At 72.8% G+C, this 16,064-nt stretch carries 16 protein-coding genes; 4 read left to right on the top strand and 12 right to left on the bottom strand.

Going from position 1 to position 16,064, the window contains the following annotated elements:
* Positions 1-94 precede the first annotated feature (94 nt).
* From LO772_RS34200 to LO772_RS34190, 3 genes are all read right to left on the bottom strand, one after another.
* On the bottom strand, positions 95-1,489 hold the full coding sequence (locus LO772_RS34200; RefSeq protein ID WP_231775920.1) for an alpha/beta hydrolase: 1,395 nt from the start codon (positions 1,487-1,489) through the stop codon (positions 95-97).
* Positions 1,490-1,676: 187 nt separating this feature from the next.
* Entirely contained in the window at positions 1,677-2,123 is a 447-nt protein-coding gene (locus LO772_RS34195; protein WP_231775919.1) for a nuclear transport factor 2 family protein, read from the bottom strand.
* A 234-nt stretch (positions 2,124-2,357) separates the two neighbouring features.
* The gene (locus LO772_RS34190; RefSeq protein WP_231775918.1) at positions 2,358-3,053 is read right to left on the bottom strand and encodes a TetR/AcrR family transcriptional regulator; all 696 of its coding nucleotides are present in this window, start codon (positions 3,051-3,053) and stop codon (positions 2,358-2,360) included.
* Between the two features lie 55 nt (positions 3,054-3,108).
* Between LO772_RS34190 and LO772_RS34185 the strand changes: the two genes are divergently transcribed.
* Together LO772_RS34185 and LO772_RS34180 are read left to right on the top strand one after the other, a co-directional pair.
* Complete coding sequence (locus LO772_RS34185; protein ID WP_231775917.1) at positions 3,109-4,227, top strand: FAD-dependent oxidoreductase; 1,119 nt, start codon at positions 3,109-3,111, stop codon at positions 4,225-4,227.
* 228 nt (positions 4,228-4,455) lie between these two features.
* A complete protein-coding gene (locus LO772_RS34180) occupies positions 4,456-4,920 on the top strand; it encodes a PPOX class F420-dependent oxidoreductase (protein ID WP_231775916.1) in 465 nt (154 codons plus the stop codon).
* A 254-nt stretch (positions 4,921-5,174) separates the two neighbouring features.
* On the opposite strand, the gene LO772_RS34175 is transcribed toward LO772_RS34180, so the two are convergent.
* On the bottom strand, positions 5,175-5,681 hold the full coding sequence (locus LO772_RS34175) for a GNAT family N-acetyltransferase (RefSeq protein WP_231775915.1): 507 nt from the start codon (positions 5,679-5,681) through the stop codon (positions 5,175-5,177).
* Between the two features lie 370 nt (positions 5,682-6,051).
* Entirely contained in the window at positions 6,052-7,329 is a 1,278-nt protein-coding gene (locus tag LO772_RS34170) for a PASTA domain-containing protein (protein ID WP_231775914.1), read from the bottom strand.
* A gap of 380 nt (positions 7,330-7,709) precedes the next feature.
* On the opposite strand from LO772_RS34170, the gene LO772_RS34165 reads away from it, so the two are divergent.
* Positions 7,710-9,308 (top strand): alkaline phosphatase D family protein, encoded by a 1,599-nt coding sequence (locus LO772_RS34165; RefSeq protein ID WP_231775913.1) that lies wholly within the window; start codon positions 7,710-7,712, stop codon positions 9,306-9,308.
* A gap of 36 nt (positions 9,309-9,344) precedes the next feature.
* Here LO772_RS34165 and LO772_RS34160 read toward each other — a convergent pair whose 3' ends face one another.
* The 3 genes from LO772_RS34160 to LO772_RS34150 are packed head-to-tail and all read right to left on the bottom strand — an operon-like array spanning position 9,345 to position 11,681.
* Complete coding sequence (locus LO772_RS34160) at positions 9,345-10,232, bottom strand: serine hydrolase (protein ID WP_231775912.1); 888 nt, start codon at positions 10,230-10,232, stop codon at positions 9,345-9,347.
* Positions 10,229-11,236, bottom strand: a complete 1,008-nt coding sequence (locus LO772_RS34155; RefSeq protein ID WP_231775911.1) for a LysR substrate-binding domain-containing protein — start codon at positions 11,234-11,236, stop codon at positions 10,229-10,231. The genes LO772_RS34160 and LO772_RS34155 overlap by 4 nt, the downstream gene beginning before the upstream one ends.
* A gap of 55 nt (positions 11,237-11,291) precedes the next feature.
* Positions 11,292-11,681: a hypothetical protein gene (locus LO772_RS34150; RefSeq protein WP_231775910.1), complete on the bottom strand. Its 390-nt coding sequence runs from the start codon at positions 11,679-11,681 to the stop codon at positions 11,292-11,294.
* Here LO772_RS34150 and LO772_RS34145 point away from each other — a divergent pair.
* Positions 11,674-12,468 carry a penicillin-binding transpeptidase domain-containing protein gene (locus LO772_RS34145; protein ID WP_231775909.1) on the top strand — a complete coding sequence of 265 codons (795 nt, stop codon included), beginning with the start codon at positions 11,674-11,676 and terminating at the stop codon, positions 12,466-12,468. The genes LO772_RS34150 and LO772_RS34145 overlap by 8 nt on opposite strands.
* 67 nt (positions 12,469-12,535) lie before the next feature.
* Here LO772_RS34145 and LO772_RS34140 read toward each other — a convergent pair whose 3' ends face one another.
* The 4 genes from LO772_RS34140 to LO772_RS34130 form a co-directional block, all read right to left on the bottom strand.
* On the bottom strand, positions 12,536-13,411 hold the full coding sequence (locus LO772_RS34140) for a PaaI family thioesterase (RefSeq protein ID WP_231775908.1): 876 nt from the start codon (positions 13,409-13,411) through the stop codon (positions 12,536-12,538).
* Between the two features lie 99 nt (positions 13,412-13,510).
* A complete protein-coding gene (locus tag LO772_RS36015; RefSeq protein WP_269453134.1) occupies positions 13,511-13,642 on the bottom strand; it encodes a hypothetical protein in 132 nt (43 codons plus the stop codon).
* A gap of 311 nt (positions 13,643-13,953) precedes the next feature.
* Positions 13,954-14,778: an SDR family oxidoreductase gene (locus LO772_RS34135; protein ID WP_231775907.1), complete on the bottom strand. Its 825-nt coding sequence runs from the start codon at positions 14,776-14,778 to the stop codon at positions 13,954-13,956.
* 45 nt (positions 14,779-14,823) lie between these two features.
* A complete protein-coding gene (locus LO772_RS34130) occupies positions 14,824-15,978 on the bottom strand; it encodes a sulfotransferase family protein (protein WP_231775906.1) in 1,155 nt (384 codons plus the stop codon).
* Between the last annotated feature and the right edge of the window lie 86 nt (positions 15,979-16,064).

Raw genomic sequence — 16,064 nt, 5'->3', positions numbered from 1 at the left:
CGGGCGGGCGGGCGAGCGGGCGAGCGAGCGCCGTGGCTCCCGGCAAGCCGGATCTCCGGTCTTCCGGGAGACCCGCGCCTGACCGGTCGCGCGTTCAGCCCCGGGGAGCCGGGCCGTCCGTCGGCGACACGCGGACCTCGGTGCGGTGGAAGCGGGAGCCGTTGCCTCGTACCGGGAACGGCGCGGGATCCGGGCTGGGCCCGGTGCTCGCCGCGTCGGCCTCGGGCGAGAACTGCTGCAAGGGGTTGCCGGGGCCCAGGCGCAGCGGGATCGAGAGCCGCCCCTCGTGGTCGGCGGTGAGTCGCCGGGGGCTCCGGCCCGTGGTGTCCCGGGTCTCGACGTCGTGGCATGCCCCGGGAAGCCCTCGGACGGGGGTGACCACCGTGGCGGAGCCGTTGCCCGTCAGCGTGAAGTGCCCGCTCCCGTGCACCTCCAGGGCACTGAACTCGGCGACGTCGCGGGCCATGTGGACCGTCCAGCCGGCGTACCCGTAGCGGGGTTCGACGGATGTGCGGGTGAACGTCACCGGCTCGGGCCGGTCCGCGGCGCCGGCCGTGAACCGCGGCAGCCAGTCGGCGAAACTCCGCTGGAAATTGTCCCAGTCGTGGCCCAGGCCGGTGTGGACGGTGAAGCGGTGGCGGATCCCGAGGTCGTCGAGCTTCTGGTGCACGGCTCGGGCGCACGCGTTGACGACGACCTCGGTGTCGCCGCTGTCTCCCACGTACAAGGACACGTCGGTGTGTGCGAGGTTCGCCGCGAGGTCGCACGCGTTCCTGCCGCGCCAGCGCACCTCGTGGCGCGCGTACGTCCCGAACAGGGCCTCGGTGAGGGCGAGTTGCGCGGGGGCGTGAATGGTCAGGCCGGGGTTGGCGATGTCGACCGCCCCGGAGAACGACGCGGCGGCACCGATGAGGTCGGGGTGCCGCGCCGCGTACGCCAGCGCGCCGTGCCCGCCCATCGACCCGCCTGCCGTGGCCCGGGCGGCCCGTCGCGGGATCGTGCGGTACACGGCGTCGACCCAGGGCACCAGGTGGCGCATGTGGTACGTCTCCCAGCGGGGCGTTCCGAACGCGCCGCCGTGGAACCAGTCGACGTAGAAGCCGTGTCGTCCGCCGTCCGGCATGACCGCGATGACCGGCGCCCCGGCGGTCAGTTTCTCGGCGTCGCCGCGCCGGGGATCGGACCACGACGTCGCGTCCTCTCCCCCGCCGTGGAGGAGATGGACGACCGGGTAGCGGCGTTCGTGCTCGTCGTCGTAGCCCGCCGGGAGGAGGACGCGCACGGTGGTCGTCCCGCCCAACGCGTCGGAGAACAGGGTGTGTTCGACCATGCGGGGGCTGAGCCGGACCGCGGCGCCGCCCTCCGCCGGTCCCGAGACCGGCACCCCCGCGACCGGGTCCCGCAACCGACCCGGCTCCCGTAGCGGGCCGGTGCCGCCGGCGCGCTGTTCACCGGCATCACCCGGGGTGCGGGACGCGGCGCGGTCCATGCGTCACTCCTTGGTCGGGCGCGCGGTCGGCGGGTCCGCGTCGGCGGGGGTCGGGCGGTTCACCGGCGCGCACGAATCCGCGCACCGGAAATAACAAGACCCACGGGTATAATTAACCGCACGCCACGTGCCTCGCAAGGGGGTTGCGCCGCCCCGGGGCGGCCCGCTTCCCCGCGCCCCCCTCGCGTCAGCCCCGCGCGTGCCCGACCTGACGTGCCATGCGCGACGCGCGCCGGACGATGCGCCAGCCGTCGTCGGTGCGGCGGAGCGTGTCCTCGAAGTGGCCGAAGACGTCCAGCCAGCTGTCGGGGCGGTCGGGGTCGGTCATCAGCGCCGCGTGCACATAGGAGCGGGCGTGCGCGAGGTCGCCGCCCGGGTCCAGGGTGACGGCGATGTTGGTGATCCGGTGGTAGGTGGGCCCCATCCCCTGATGCGCCCGGGCCATGCGGTCGGTGAGGGCGTCGGCGTCGGTGAAGCGGCCGAAGGCGCCGTAGTCGGCTTCGACGTCCTCGGCCCAGCAGGTACGGAACAGCGCCCAGTCCCGCTGGTCGATGCCCGTCGCGTACCGGATCAGGACCTCGGAGATCCGGGCCTTCTCCTCGCGGGCGTCGCGCGCGGTGTCGCCTGTGTTCACGCCGCACTCCTTGGTGCCCCGGCCACGACAGCCACGGCACCGGAGCGCCGCATTTTCAGGAAGGTTACTCCTGTAAATCACGAGCGGCAAGACACCGCTCCCGACGGCCCGGCGCCCTCGGCGGCCGAGGGCACGGCCCGTGCCGCATCCGGGAGTTGCCCGGCGCCGACGACGGACCGGCCCACATCACCGCGCGCGGACCGAGCGTCCTCGACACGCCGCTCCCGCGACGCCTCACGCCGACGACGGCGGGGCGAGTTTGATCGCCACGGCGTCGAGGACCCATGTCAGGCCGGTCGCGAAGGAGGTCTCGGCGTCGGTGTGCGTGCCGTCGTACACGAACTTGGCCACGGCCGGGAAGCGGCCCGTGGCCAGCATCCTCGTCATGTGCGGGCCCGAGGCACGCTGCCAGTCGCGTTGGGACAGGCCGGTGGCGCGCTCGGCGCGCAGGTTCGCGATCTCGCGTCTGATCGCGCCCGTCGAGTAGGCGCTGACCGTCTCCACGGCGTGCATCGCGGTGTCGACGTCGGCCAGGCCGTCGAAGGCGGCGAGCGTGCTCTCGGCCACGGCAAGGCCGTTCGGCCCCAGGGCCGGACGGCCGCCGAGGAGGTCGGCCAGCCACTCGTGCCGGAGGGCGGCCCGCCTGGTGCGGTGGGCGAGACCCTGCAGCGCCTCCCGCCAGTCGCCGGGCGGCTCCTCGGGCAGGATCTCCCCCTGGACCTCGTCCACCATGAGGTCGAACAGCTCCTCCTTGGTGGAGATGTAGCCGTACAGCCGCATCGGGCCCGCGTTCAGCCGGGCGGCGACCTTGCGCAGCGATGCCGCCTCCAGCCCGCCCTCGTCGGCCAGCACGACGGCGGCGGCGACGATCCGCCGCCGGTCGAGCGGCACGGGGCGATGCGGCGGCTCCGGCCGGTCCCACACAGTCATGGGTGACACCGTACCGCTTGCGATACGGCGCCTTGAAAAAATACAGTGTATCGACATGAGACAACGTATCGCCGTCGTCGGGAGCGGCCCCGGCGGCCTGACGCTCGCCCGCGTTCTGCACCGCCACGGCCACCCCGTCACCGTCCTCGAACGCGATCCCACCCGCGACGCCCGTCCCCCGGGCGGCACGCTGGACCTCCACGAGGGCCTGGGCCAACGTGCGCTGGAGAAGGCAGGGCTCCTGGCGGAGTTCCGGGCGCTGTCCCGCCCCGAGGGCCAGGCCATGCGCATCCTGGACACCGACGGGACCGTCCTGCGCGACTGGCGACCCGGCCCCGACGACCTGGCCCAGCCCGAGATCGACCGGGGGCAACTCCGCGACCTGCTGCTCGACTCCCTGGACGTGCGGTGGGGCCGGGGCGTGACGCGGGTGGTGCCGGGAGGCGGGGACGGCGTCCTGGTCCACTTCGAGGACGGGAGCCGGGAGACGTTCGACCTCGTGGTCGGCGCGGACGGCGCGTGGTCCCGCGTCCGCCCCGCGGTCTCGCCGGCGACACCGCACTACACCGGCGTCACCTCCGTCGAGACCTCCCTGGACGACGTCGACACCCGCCACCCCGACCTCGCCCGGCTGATCGGCGACGGTTCCGTGGGGGTGTACGGCGTGAACCGATGCCTCGTCGCCCAGCGCACCTGCGGTGGCCACGCCAAGGTGTACGCCCAGTTCCGCGTGCCGCTCGACTGGGCCACGGACCCGGATCCGGCCGACACCGAGGCCATGCGCTCACGTCTGCTCGCCATGTTCGACGGCTGGGCCGCCCCCGTCCTCGAACTCCTGTGCCACGGCAAGGCCTTCACCCCCCGCCCGCTCCACGTCCTGCCCGTCTCCCACACCTGGCCCCACGTCCCCGGCGTGACCCTCCTGGGCGACGCCGCCCACCTGATGCCGCCCTTGGGAGCCGGCGCGAACCTCGCAATGCTGGACGGCGCCGAACTCGCCGAGTCCCTAGCCGCCACCCCCGACGACCCGGGCAAGGCCGTCCGCACCTTCGAGCGACATATGGGGGAACGAGCCACCAAATGGGCCCACTTCACCACATCCGGCCTCACCCGCCTCGTCAGCCCCGACCCCACCCAAGCCCTCGCCCTCTTCGACGAGGTCCAGCCATCCTGACGGCCCGGAATCCCGGAGACACCCGCAACACAGATGTCGTTGCCGTGAGTGCCGGTGTGGCGGGCTGGTTCAATGGCGGGGTGGTGGCGGTGGGTTGGGGCGGGGGGATGTGTCTTCGTCTTGGGTCCGGAGTCGTGGGGTCGGTTCGCGGCGGCGTCGCCTTGGCGGTGGTCGGGGTTCAGTGCCGGCCGCCGCGTACAAGTCCCGACAGAGAGCCGAGAGCCCGCAATGCCCCGTTCCATCGCCACCAATACGCCCGTCGATCTGGACGGCCTCCTCGAGTTCGTCCGTCCCCGCCACCGCGGGCTGCTCATCACCCGTCGCCGGGACGGATCGCCGCAGGCGTCGCCGCTGACCTGCGGGGTGGACGATTCGGGGCGTGTGGTCGCGTCGACGTACCCGGAGCGGGCCAAGGTGCACAACGTGCGTCGTGACACGTCGGTGAGCGTCGTCGTGCTGTCGGACGAGTGGAACGGTCCCTGGGTGCAGATCGACGGGGAAGCCGAAGTGCTCGACGTGCCCGACTCCGTGGAACCGCTCGTCGAGTACTACCGGAACATCTCCGGCGAGCACCCGGACTGGGACGAATACCGCGCCGCGATGCTCACGCAGGGCAAGTCCCTCATCCGCGTCACCCCCCGCCGTTGGGGCCCCATCGCCGTCGGAGGCTTCCCCGCCCGCTTCGCCGACTGACGTCCCCGAAATCCGCGGCGGTCGGCCGGCGCTCGGCGTGCGGCGGCGCCGTGACTTCGGGCCGCTGAAGACGAGGTTGGTGGTGACGTGCCCGAAGGTGACGAGTCTGTCGGCTCGGGCTTCGAGGTCACGAGTGGTGGCGGTGGCGAGACGTGTTGTGTTCGGCCGGGTGGGTTCGACCGAACCCCGTTTGGCCCGAACGGCACACGGTGGGACCGGCGTGTCCCGCCGGTCCCACCGTCGGGTCGCGGTTTTCAACGCTCCGGAGTCGTGATCGCGAAGCGGGCCAAGTCGTCCTCGGTAGCCCGGTGTCGGAAACCCGTCTTCTCCAGGACGCGGACGGAGGCCGGGTTCGGGAGTTCGACGGTGGCCCACACGGTGTGCACACCGGGCGCGGTCAGGGCGAACTCGGTGAGGGCCCGGGTGGCTTCCGAGGCGTAGCCCCGGCCGCGCCGGGAGGCCACGATGCCGTAGCCGATTTCGAGGGCGCCGTCGTCGGGCGGCCAGAACAGCCCGATGGAACCCACCGCCAGGCCGCTGTCGCGTTCGACGATCAGGCGGTGGCCGTACGCGCCGAGCCACGCGGGATGGTCGTCGAGGAGGCTGGCGACGAGGCGGTCGCCTTCGGCGGGGAAGTCGTCGGCCCAGTGCGCGGACCTGGTGTCGTGGTGGACCGCGGCGATCTCGGCGGCGGTCCAGGTCCGCAGGGCGAGGCGGTCGGTGGTCAGCTGTGCGGGGGTCGCGGAAGAGAAGGAAGACATGGATCGCTCCGGGTCGTTGGCGACGCCCGGCCCGCACGGTGTCGGAGCGCGGACCGGATGAGGGAATGCCGATGAAGGCCGACCGCGGCCATAGTCATCACCCTCCTCATCCACCGATCACGCGCCTGTCGCGTCGGCGCGACGGTAGCAACGCCGCGCCGGCCGGTGCAAAGGGATTCGCTCGCACGGAGGTGAGCGCGAGGGGCGGGGCGAGGGAGGGCGGGGGAACGGGGACGCTGTCACGGCGGTCGACCACGCGTGCCGGCGGGTGCACGAGGATGCGCTCGTACGGGGCGAGCAGGCGGGCGCGGGCGCGGGGACGGGGACGGGGGCACCGTGACCGCGGTCGACCACGCCCCGCGCCCGGACTTCAGTCCGTGGAGACGAGGACGGTCGACCCCTCCGCCGCGAGTTCGCCGGCCGCGGGGTCGGTCGAGACGACCTTGGCGGGGTCCCCGGCGGCGAAGGTCTCCGGGAATTCGACGACGAAGCCGATCCCCTCCAGTTCCGCTTCCGCGGCGCGGGCCGACATGCCCACCACGTCCGGCACCTTCACCTTGCCGTCGCGCAACCGCAGCACCACCGTGCTGCCCTTGTCGGCCAGGGTGGACGCGGCGGGTTGCTGGGACTGCACCAGGCCGCGCGGGCCGCCGGTCCCCTCGAGGTATTCGCGCTTCACCGTGAAGCCCGCCGCTTCGAGTTGGGACGCGGCGTTCGTGTCCGGGAGGGTGGTGACGTCGGGGACCCTCACCTTGGCCTTGGCGGGTGGTGTGGTGGTCTCGCCGTCGCCGCCGTCGCCGCCGCCCGCCCCGGCGTTCGAACCCGCGTTCGCCCCGCTGTTCCCGCCTTTCGATCCACCGTCGGCGCCGGCATCGGCACCGCCGCTCGTGGTGCCGCCGCCGTCCGACCCGTCCGCATCCGTTGTCGCACCGGGCCCCGTCGACACCGCCGCCGAGACGGACGCCGTCACCTCGCCCGTCGCGGACGGGCCCGACGTACCGCCGTCGTCCTTGTTCGCCGCCACCGCCACCACGACCGCGATGACCACGATCAGCGCCAGCACCGCGCCGCCCACCAGCATCGGCGTGGAACGCGCCCGCGCGGCACCGGAGTTGTCGTGGTGGCGCTCGTCGCGGAAACGCCCCGGGGCGTCCACCGCGAACGCCGCGCACGCCGCCCCCTGATCGGCGTGCTCCGACACCACGCGCAGCGCGACGCCGAAGCGGCTGCCGCGGGCGTCGTCGATCCGGCCCGCCGCGTCCGCCCCGGGAACGCCGAAGCGCGAGGCGATGTCGATCCCCCACGCGGTCCGGTCGCGCGGCGGCGTGTAGGTGACCTCGACGCCGCGCGTGTGACCGGGCGCCAGCGGCACGTTCAGGACCGCGGCGTCGAAGTCCAGTCGCCCGTCCACCTGTTCGACCGGCTCGACGCGGAACGTGTCGGCGCGGAGTCCGGCGTTGCGCACCACCAGCCGTACGGCGACGGTGCGTCCGGGTTCGCCGCGGAGCCGCTGGGGTTCGCACCAGGCCTGGACGCCCGCGTCCTCGCCCGCGCGCAGGTCAGTGCCGCACCGTTCCCCCGGGCAATAGGAGCCCAGTCGTTCCCGCCCGTCCGTACGTGTTCCGCACAGGCGACACCAGAGCCTCATCCGTGATCCCCCTCCGGCAGCACATCCACCCGCCGGCCCCATCCGTCGGGACACACGGAGGACGCGGCGGCCCGCACGCACGGTTCCCGGCGGTGCGCTCGTCGCCGTCGAACGACCGGGCGCCACAGGGCACTTGACCGTCGGCACGGGCGGTCGTCGGCAATCGCGCGGCCGTGGCGGCCTCCGCCCCGCGACCTTCCGACGGCCCGTCATACACGGCCGCCCCTCGCCCGGAACCCGCCTCACGCGCGTCGGTGATGTTCGGCGGGCGGTCGGACGGCGTTCGCCCGCACGCCAGTCGGGCGCTTCCTTGCGCCGATGGGATCGCAGTCGATCATCCCGTTTCGAGCCGTATTCCGAGCTGTGAGGTGTGGTTTTCCGTGTCACGTTCCCGAGTGTCCCGCCGCGGCTTCCTCGGCGTTTCGGCCGCGAGTGCCGGTGCCGTCCTGCTCGGCACAGGCTCCTGGTCCGCGTCGCCCGCGTACGCCGCGCCGAGCGGCATCGGCAACCCGTTCACCCTCGGTGTCGCGTCCGGCGATCCCACGCACGACGGCGTCGTGCTGTGGACCCGGCTGGCGCCGGACCCGTTCGCCGTGGACGGGCGCGGCGGCATGCCCGACCGGCCGGTCCGGGTCGAGTACGAGGTCGCGCACGACGAGCGGTTCCGGGCCGTGGCCCGCCGGGGCAGTGTGGTCGCGACGCCCGAACTCGGCCACTCCGTCCACCCCGAGGTCTCGGGTCTGGCCCCCGGCAAGGAGTATTTCTACCGGTTCCGTGTCGGCACCGAGATCAGCCGGGTCGGACGCACCCGCACGGCGCCCCACCCCCGCTCCCAGCCGCGCCGCCTCCGGTTCGCGTTCGCCTCGTGCCAGGCGTGGCAGGACGGGTTCTTCACCGCGTACGACCACATGGCGCAGGAAGACCTCGACCTGGTCGTGCACCTCGGCGACTACATCTACGAGTACGGCGTCGGCACCAACAAGCGCGGCGTGGCCACCGACCCCCGGTTCCACACCGAGACGGTCGACCTGGCCCGCTACCGCCTCCAGTACGCGCTGTACAAGTCCGAGGCGCCGCTGCAGAACGCGCACGCGCGGTTCCCCTGGATCCAGACCATGGACGACCACGAGGTCGACAACAACTGGGCCGACGAGACCCCGGAGAACACCGACCCCAAGCAGGGCAACGACACCGCCGAGCACTTCCGCGCGCGCCGCGCCGCCGCGTTCCAGGCGATGTACGAGAACATGCCGCTGCGCGCCGCGCAGGTCCCGTCCGGCGCGGACATCCGCCTGCACCGCAGGCTCGCGTACGGCCGACTCGCGGACTTCACCATGCTGGACACCCGGCAGTACCGCTCCGACCAGCCGTGCGGCGACGGCGGCGGCACCACCTGCGGCGACCGGTTCGACCCGAACCAGACGATGCTCGGCGCCAAGCAGCGCGAGTGGCTGATCGACGGCTTCGGCCGCTCGGAGGCCCGCTGGCAGATCCTGGGCAACCAGGCGCCGATGATGCAGACCGACCGCAACCCCGACCCCGCGGTGACCGACGTCTGGTACGACCCGTGGGACGGCTACGTCGCCGAGCGCAACCAGGTCCTCGCCGCGGCGCGCGACCGCAAGGTGCGCAACCTCGTGGTCATCACGGGCGACCGCCACCAGAACTACGCCGCCGACCTGCACCTGGACTACGGGGACCCCCGCTCCCACGTCGTCGGCTCGGAGTTCGTCGGGACGTCGATCACCAGCGGCGCCGACGGCTACGACGTCGACACCGCCGGGCAGGCGTTCCTCGACGCCAACCCGCACATGAAGTTCTTCAACGCGCAGCGCGGCTACGCGTCGGTGACGGTCACGCCGGAGCTGTGGCGCACCGACTTCCGGGTCCTCGACTACGTCACGCGCCCGGACTCGCCGATCCGGACCCGCGCCGGCCTCGTCGTGCAGGACCGCGTCCCGGGCGTGCAGTTCGCCTGACCCGGCGTCCGGTGCCGCGGCCCGGCCGCGCCGTGTTCAGGAGCGCAGATGGCGCACGGCGAGGCGGGCCGCGGTGCCGATCGCGGCGTCGGTCGGTGGGGAGACGACGACCGGCGTCGCGGCGCGCGTGAACACCGCGACGGCGTACCGGCCGCCGTCGGGGTAGTCCACGACGCCGACCTCGTTGCGGATCAGCGGGAGGGTGCCGGTCTTTCCGCTGACCAGGACGTCGTCGTACGGGAATCCCGAGGCCAGGCGGTGCGGCCACACCTGGAGCCCGAGCATGCGGCGCATCTGGGCGCACGCGTCCGCCGGGGCCGCGGTGTCGGTCCAGATCCGGGCCAGCAGGCGCGTCATGTCCCGGGCGGTCGTACGGTTGGTGCGCGCCGGATCGAGAGCGCGCAGGCGTGCGGCGAACCCGGGTTCGCCCAGCCGCACCCACAGGTCGCTCATCGTCGCGGTCCCGGCGTCCTCCAGCAGCGAGTCGTGGAGGCGTCGGCTGTCGAACGCGATGTGCGTGTCGGTGAGGCCGAGTTCGGCGGTCGTGGCGTTGACGGTGTCGGGGCCGACACGGGCGAACAGCACGTCGGCGGCGGCGTTGTCGCTGACCGTGATCATCATGGTGGCCAAGTCCCGCAGCGACATGGTGACTTCGTCGAGCAGGACGGACGTCCCGGTGGCGCCCGCGCAGCGTTGCCCGGGCCCCAGGACGACCGGTTCGCGGGCGTCGAGCACGCCCTCGCCGACCAGGCGGAAGAACGCCACCAGCAGCGGGAGCTTGAACACCGAGGCCATGACGACCGGTTCGGCGGCGCCGACGGCGAACTCCCGTCCCGTGTCGATGTCGAGCGCGTGCAGACGGCCCGTGACGCCGGCGTCGCGGAAGACGCCGGCGACGGCGGAGGCGGTCGTGGCCGCGCTCATGCGAGGAACCCCGAGGCCGGGTGGACGACCACGCGGCGCCGCGGCGCGGAACCGACCAGCGCCATCCCCGCCTCGGTGCGCAGGATCTCCGTCGCCGCGGCGGTGAAGTCCTCGATGGTCGCGAGGAGTTCGTGGCCGCCTCGCCACGCGCACGAGGTCTGCCACACGAGCGGCCGACCGAGGAGGGGCCGCCAGACCACCCCGGGCGAGTCGTCGGTGTGCGGCGCGACGGCGACGGCGGCGCCCGCGAGCACAAGGCCGAGGGTGAACTCCGGGTGCGGCGAGTGCCGTACGGCGGCGGGCTCGAAACCGTGGCGCCGGCACACCCCGAGGACCAGGTCGTAGGCTCCGGGCGCCTCTTCGCGGGGGAACACGACCAGTTCGCTTCCGGCGAGATCGGACAAGTGGACCTCGCGGGCGGCGGCCCAGGGCGACCCCGCGGGCACCAGGACGCCGACGGGTTGCGCGAGCATCGGCCCGAGGACGAGGTCGTCGGTGTCGGCGGGATGGCGCAGCACGCCGACGTCGAGGCCGCCGTCCGCGAGGCCGCGCACCTGCGCCGCGGTGCCGAGCGGGCGCAGGTCGAGCGGTGTGTCGGGGCGGCGTTCGCGGAACGCGGCGATCAGCGCGGCGAGCACGCCTCGTCCCAGATCGCTCGGCACGCCCGCACGCAGGCTCCCGACCTGGTGCGAGCGGTCGGCGATGGTGTGGACGCGCTCGACACGGACCAGGATGTCGCGGGCCTCCCCCAGCAACAGCCGCCCGGCCTCGGTCAGTTCGACCTTGCGGCTGGACCGGTCGAACAAGCGCACGCCCAACTCTTTCTCCAGCCGTTGTATGCGCTGACTCAGCGGCGGCTGCGCCATACCGAGGCGCGCCGCGGCACGCCCGAAGTGCAGTTCCTCGGCAACCGCCACGAAGCAGGCGAGATGCGCGACCAGGTTCACGAGCAGGGACGATATCAAAAGCGATATCGGACTGTGCACGATATTGATCTTGGACACGCCGCGGGCGGTTCTGCTGTGCTGTGCACCCGGCAACGCCAACCGTCTCGGAGGCTCACGATGGACACCCCATGCTGACGCGAATACCGGCCCGGCGCGCACGCGGTCGGGCGTACCGCTTCGCGCGCACCGTCGCCGCGGTGTCGGCGGTCGCGGTGGCGGCGGCGGGCTGCGGCCTGTTCGCGGACGACGGCGCCGCGCGGTCGGACACCCCGGCGACCACGGCTTCCAGGACGGCCTGGAGCAGCGCGCCGACCACGGCCCCGACGCCGACGCCGACGCCGGCCGCGAGTACGTCGACCGGCGGCCCCTCGGCCGCGTCCGCCTCGCCGACGCCGTCCACCGGCCCGGGGTCGTCGACGATCGTGCCCGAACTCCAGGCGGCGGCCGAGCGCGCGGTCGGCGCAAACGCCGCGGCGGCGCTGATCGCACTCGACATGCGCAACGGCGAGATCGTCGCGACGGTGCACCGCCAGGCCGGGATGTCCGGAGCGGTCGCGCCGGGCTCGACGTTCAAGATCGTCACGTCGGCGCTGCTGTTGCAGAAGGGCGTCGTCAGGGCGTCGAGTACGGTCCCGTGTGCGAAGACCACGACGGTCAACGGACAGGAGTTCCACAACATCAAGGGCATGGTGATGCCGAACGCCACGTTCCGCGAGGACTTCGCGCACTCGTGCAACACCGCGTTCATCGATCTGCGCGACCGGATCGGCGACACCGAGCTGTCGACGTTCGCCACGCGGTATTTCGGCCTCAACAGCGACGCGTGGCAGGTCGCCGAGGGCCAGGGCAGCGTCGACGGCGTGGTCCCGCCCGCCGACGGCGAGAACGAGAAGGCCGCCCAGATGATCGGCCAGGGCACGCTCAAGATGAACCCGCTGACGATGGCCTCGGTCGTCGCGACCGCCCTCACCGGCACGTTCCACCAGCCGGTTCTGGAACGCGGGATGCCCGTCTACAAGCGCTCGGACAAACTGCCGTCCGCCGTCACCTCGGCGATCCGGGCCATGATGGTCGACTGCGCGACCAACGGGAGCGCCGCGTCGCTGTTCGCGGGCATGCCCGGGGTGGGGGCGAAGACCGGGACCGCCGAGGTCGGCGATGCCACGAACGGGTGGATGGTGGCCTTCCGCGGCAACATCGCCGCCGCCGTCTACGTCGAGGGCGGGGCGTCCGGCTCGTCCGCGGCGGGGCCGATCATCCGCGACTTCCTCGCCGCGGTGAAGGCCTGAACCACGCCGCGCCCCGGGGCCGCGACGGGTGACCGCCGTGGCTCGAGGGGCGGTCGCCGCCGGGGTGTCAGGCCGAGCGGGGGCGCGGTCGTGCGTACCCGGCGACCGTGGTGACCGTGCCCGCCTTGCCGGTGGGGCCGTACGCGGTGACCTCCACGAGCCGGAAGCTCCGGCCGCCGTGCACGATCCGGGCGACGAAGTCGGTGTGGTCGGACAGCTCGACCTGCCGCAGGTAGGTGATGCGCGAGGACGCCACCTCCATGCCGTCGGCGGCGCCGATCACGTGGGACGCGGCGAGTTGCGACGCGCACAGGGCGATGCCGCCGTGCATGGCCCCGGTGCCGTTCGCGAGCAGGGTGTCGCCCGGGACGCGCAGGGTCACCCCCTGCTCGTCGGTGTGCAGCGACGCGTTCAGCATGGTCATCAGCGACTCGCGGTGCGGCGGTTCCTCGTCGGGGAACACCTCGTGCGGCGCGAGCACGAGCCCGGGGCGGCTCAGCACCTCCTCGGGAAGGTCGACGGTCATCCCGGGGATGAAGCGGCTTCGCAACGTCGCGACGGCGAGCGTCCGGCCCGCCGCGTCCACGGCCGTGCCGGACACGAGGGCCCCGTCCTCCCGGGCCGCGACGACCTGTCCGTCGAACGTGACGGTTCCGCGGTCGCCCGGCGGGGGCGCGACGTGGTCGATCGACAGTTCGGTGGTGACGGGCCACAGTCCCGCGGGGCGGTGCGCGGTCGCCGCCCGGCCGAGGGTGGCGTCGATCAGCACGCTCAGCGCGGCACTGTCGGGGGCGCCGTCGTAACCGGCCGTCCACGGCCCGGACTCCATGGTCCCGCGCCAGGTCTCGCCGTCCGGTCCGATGTCCACGCGGACACCGAAGAGCAGCGTCGGGCCACTGCCTCGCCTGCTGAGCGGTTCGGCCGCGTTGTTGTGCGTGGTCACAGGTCCTCGTTCGGCGGGCAGAACACAACTCTCTCCATCAAGGTCACGGATTTTTCTACCACAGAACGATGTTCCGCCCGACGGCGACCGCCTGTTCGACTACGCCAAGTACGCGCCCGGCGCCGAGGTCTCCATGCGGTCCATCCGCGCGTTCGCCACCGTCTGCGCCGGGAACTCGGGCAGCAGGCACGACAGGTGGCCCTTGACGGCGAGTTGGTCGCGGGGGGGCACCGCCGCCGACGAGCGCGAAGTCGTCGCGGCACGCGTCGCCCATGCGCCGGCGGACCTCCGTCATCTTGGCGTCGTGGACGGTCGCGACGAGCTTGCGGCCGTCGATGCCGCCCGCGTCGTTGCACCACGCGGTGAACACCTTGGCGGCGTCGAGGAATTCCTGCTTCTTGGTGAAGCCGACGTCGCTGGCGGCCCCGGACCGGGCCCGAAATCGCGCGGGCGCACGGGTTTCGGCCGGCGGCAACCGGACCGGACGGCCGTCGGCGTGTGGGGCGCGCCCCCTGGCCGGGGCCGTCCGTGCCGGGTCCGTCCTACAGGCTGCGCAGGAACGTGACCGTCGGGGCGGCGCTGGGGAAGGTCTCGGTGATCCCGGCGGCGAAGTAACCGGAGTCGGTGATGAGAGTGATGCCGTTGACGGCGACCGCGGCGTCACTGCACAGGAACAGCAGCGCGTTCGCCTGTTCCCGCGGGGTCGCCGCCTCGACGCCGACCTCCGCCCGGTAGTCGGCGCCGAATCCGAGCCACGACTGCGCGTTGGCCTGCGCCAGCGGGGTGTTCGTGGGGCCCGGGCAGATGGCGTTGATGCGGATGCCGCGCTTCAGCAGCGGCATCGCCTCGCGGGCGACGTACGCGCAGACCGCCTGCTTGCTCCACAGGTAGGTCGCCTTCTCGCGGCTCACGGCCCACCGCGCGGCGGTGTCGAAGTCGGCGATGTCGAGGTATTCGTCGAGTTCGGGGATGCGGTTCTCCCAGCCCAGGCCGACCGCCGAGGAGATGAAGCCGATCGCGGAACCGCGGGGCAACGCGTCGGCGGCCAGCAGGCGTTCGATCAGGCGCCGGTGCCCGAGGAAGTTGATGCGCTCGATCCCGGGCGTGCCGTCGGCGACCCCCGCGCAGGAGAACACCGCGTGGAACACGCCGCCGCACGCGTCGGCGGCGCTGTCGATCGACGCGGCGTCCGCGAGGTTGACGTGGATCCCCCGGGCGCCCGGCAGGGTCACCTCGGCGAAGTCCATCACCACGACCTCCGCACCCGCGCTCTGCGCCAACTCGGCGACCGCGGCGCCCATCCCGGTGGCCCCGCCCACCACGAGCACCCGCTTGCCGTCGTACCGGAACGCGTCGAACAGTGTCATGTGCCTCTTCCTTGTCTGGTGCTCGTTGCGAGGTGTCGCGGTGGGTCAGCGCGAGGTCCACGCGGGGATCCGCGCGGTGTAGTCGGCGAACAGCGGCCGTACGGCGTCGAGGTCGACGCCGAACGTGGCCGGGTCCGGATGCACGCTCGGCTCGCGGTTGGCGGCGAACTCCTCCCACCACGCCTGCATTCCGGCCTCGAACCCGGGGGTGACCGGCTCCCCGAGCCACGCGTACAGGCCCCGGACCTGCCCGATCGGGTCGGTCTGCATCGCCCGGAAGTCGATGTCGTGGAACCGGTCCTCGCCCCGGGCCTCGCAGCGCTCACGGAACGCGAGGGACCGTGCGATCCCGACGGTCCAGTGCTCGACGTTCAGTTCGCCGATGTAGTGGGTGTCGACGTCGTCGCTGAACCGGCCCGCGACCTCGGTGTACAGGTCGGCGACGGACAGGATGACCGCGGTGGGGTCGCGGTGCGTCCACACGAACCGCGCGTCGGGGAACGCCCGGTCGAGGGAATCGAGGAACAACAGGTGCGCGGGCGCCTTCAAACGCCACGGCTTGGCGGGGAAGCCCCACTGCAGCAGTTTGAGGACGCGGCGCTCGTACGCATATGCGGACGCGCAGTCGGTGTCGAGGAGCCACTTCGAGTAGTTCGGGACGTACGCGAAGGCCTGGAAGACGTGCGACTTGAAGTCCAGTGCCAGCAGCGACAGGCACTCCATGGGACCGGTCGGGCTGCCCGGCAGCATCGCCAGCGTGCGCGGCGACAGCTTGGCGATCTGCGCGATCTCGGCCTTGGCCGTCTCGACGCGCGGGTCGGGGCCGTCGACCGTCGACGGCGGCGGGCACGGCTGCGACGCCTCCCACCGCCGCAGCGACTTCGCCTGCGGGTCCTCGGCCAGGACGAAGGACAGCGCGGTCGACCCGGTGCGCGGCAGGCCGATGCCGATCAGCGGTGCCTCGATCGGTTCGTCGTCGATCTCGGGATGGCGCCGGTACCAGTCCTCGACCTGGAGGCGCTGGCCGAGCATGTCGACCACGACCTTGCGCAGCCCGGCCTGCCCGACCGCGTTCAGCCTGGCGTGCTCGCGCAGGTCGCGTACGAGAATCTCCAGGCCCTCGCGGAACGCGTCGTCCCCGAAGTCGTCCAGGCCCGTCTCGGCCCGTGCGGCGTCGAGCAGTTCGTCATGTGGTCCCATGGTCAAGCCCTTCAGCGACCGCCGCGGCCCTCAGGACACGAGACGGCACCCAATCGTCGGAAAAGTGATCGGTCGCGACCCGCCCG

The organism is Yinghuangia sp. ASG 101 (assembly GCF_021165735.1).
Classification (GTDB): domain Bacteria; phylum Actinomycetota; class Actinomycetes; order Streptomycetales; family Streptomycetaceae; genus Yinghuangia.
This window is presented reverse-complemented; position numbering and strand designations above follow the sequence as displayed.

Excerpts from the sequence above, each read along its gene's own strand:
- LO772_RS34200 (WP_231775920.1), bottom strand. The coding sequence starts at position 1,489 with ATGGACCGCGCCGCGTCCCGCACCCCGGGTGATGCCGGTGAACAGCGC.
- LO772_RS34190 (WP_231775918.1), bottom strand. The coding sequence starts at position 3,053 with ATGACTGTGTGGGACCGGCCGGAGCCGCCGCATCGCCCCGTGCCGCTC.
- LO772_RS34185 (WP_231775917.1), top strand. The coding sequence starts at position 3,109 with ATGAGACAACGTATCGCCGTCGTCGGGAGCGGCCCCGGCGGCCTGACG.
- LO772_RS34180 (WP_231775916.1), top strand. The coding sequence starts at position 4,456 with ATGCCCCGTTCCATCGCCACCAATACGCCCGTCGATCTGGACGGCCTC.
- LO772_RS34175 (WP_231775915.1), bottom strand. The coding sequence starts at position 5,681 with ATGTCTTCCTTCTCTTCCGCGACCCCCGCACAGCTGACCACCGACCGC.
- LO772_RS34170 (WP_231775914.1), bottom strand. The coding sequence starts at position 7,329 with ATGAGGCTCTGGTGTCGCCTGTGCGGAACACGTACGGACGGGCGGGAA.
- LO772_RS34160 (WP_231775912.1), bottom strand. The coding sequence starts at position 10,232 with ATGAGCGCGGCCACGACCGCCTCCGCCGTCGCCGGCGTCTTCCGCGAC.
- LO772_RS34145 (WP_231775909.1), top strand. The coding sequence starts at position 11,674 with ATGCGCAACGGCGAGATCGTCGCGACGGTGCACCGCCAGGCCGGGATG.
- LO772_RS34135 (WP_231775907.1), bottom strand. The coding sequence starts at position 14,778 with ATGACACTGTTCGACGCGTTCCGGTACGACGGCAAGCGGGTGCTCGTG.
- LO772_RS34130 (WP_231775906.1), bottom strand. The coding sequence starts at position 15,978 with ATGGGACCACATGACGAACTGCTCGACGCCGCACGGGCCGAGACGGGC.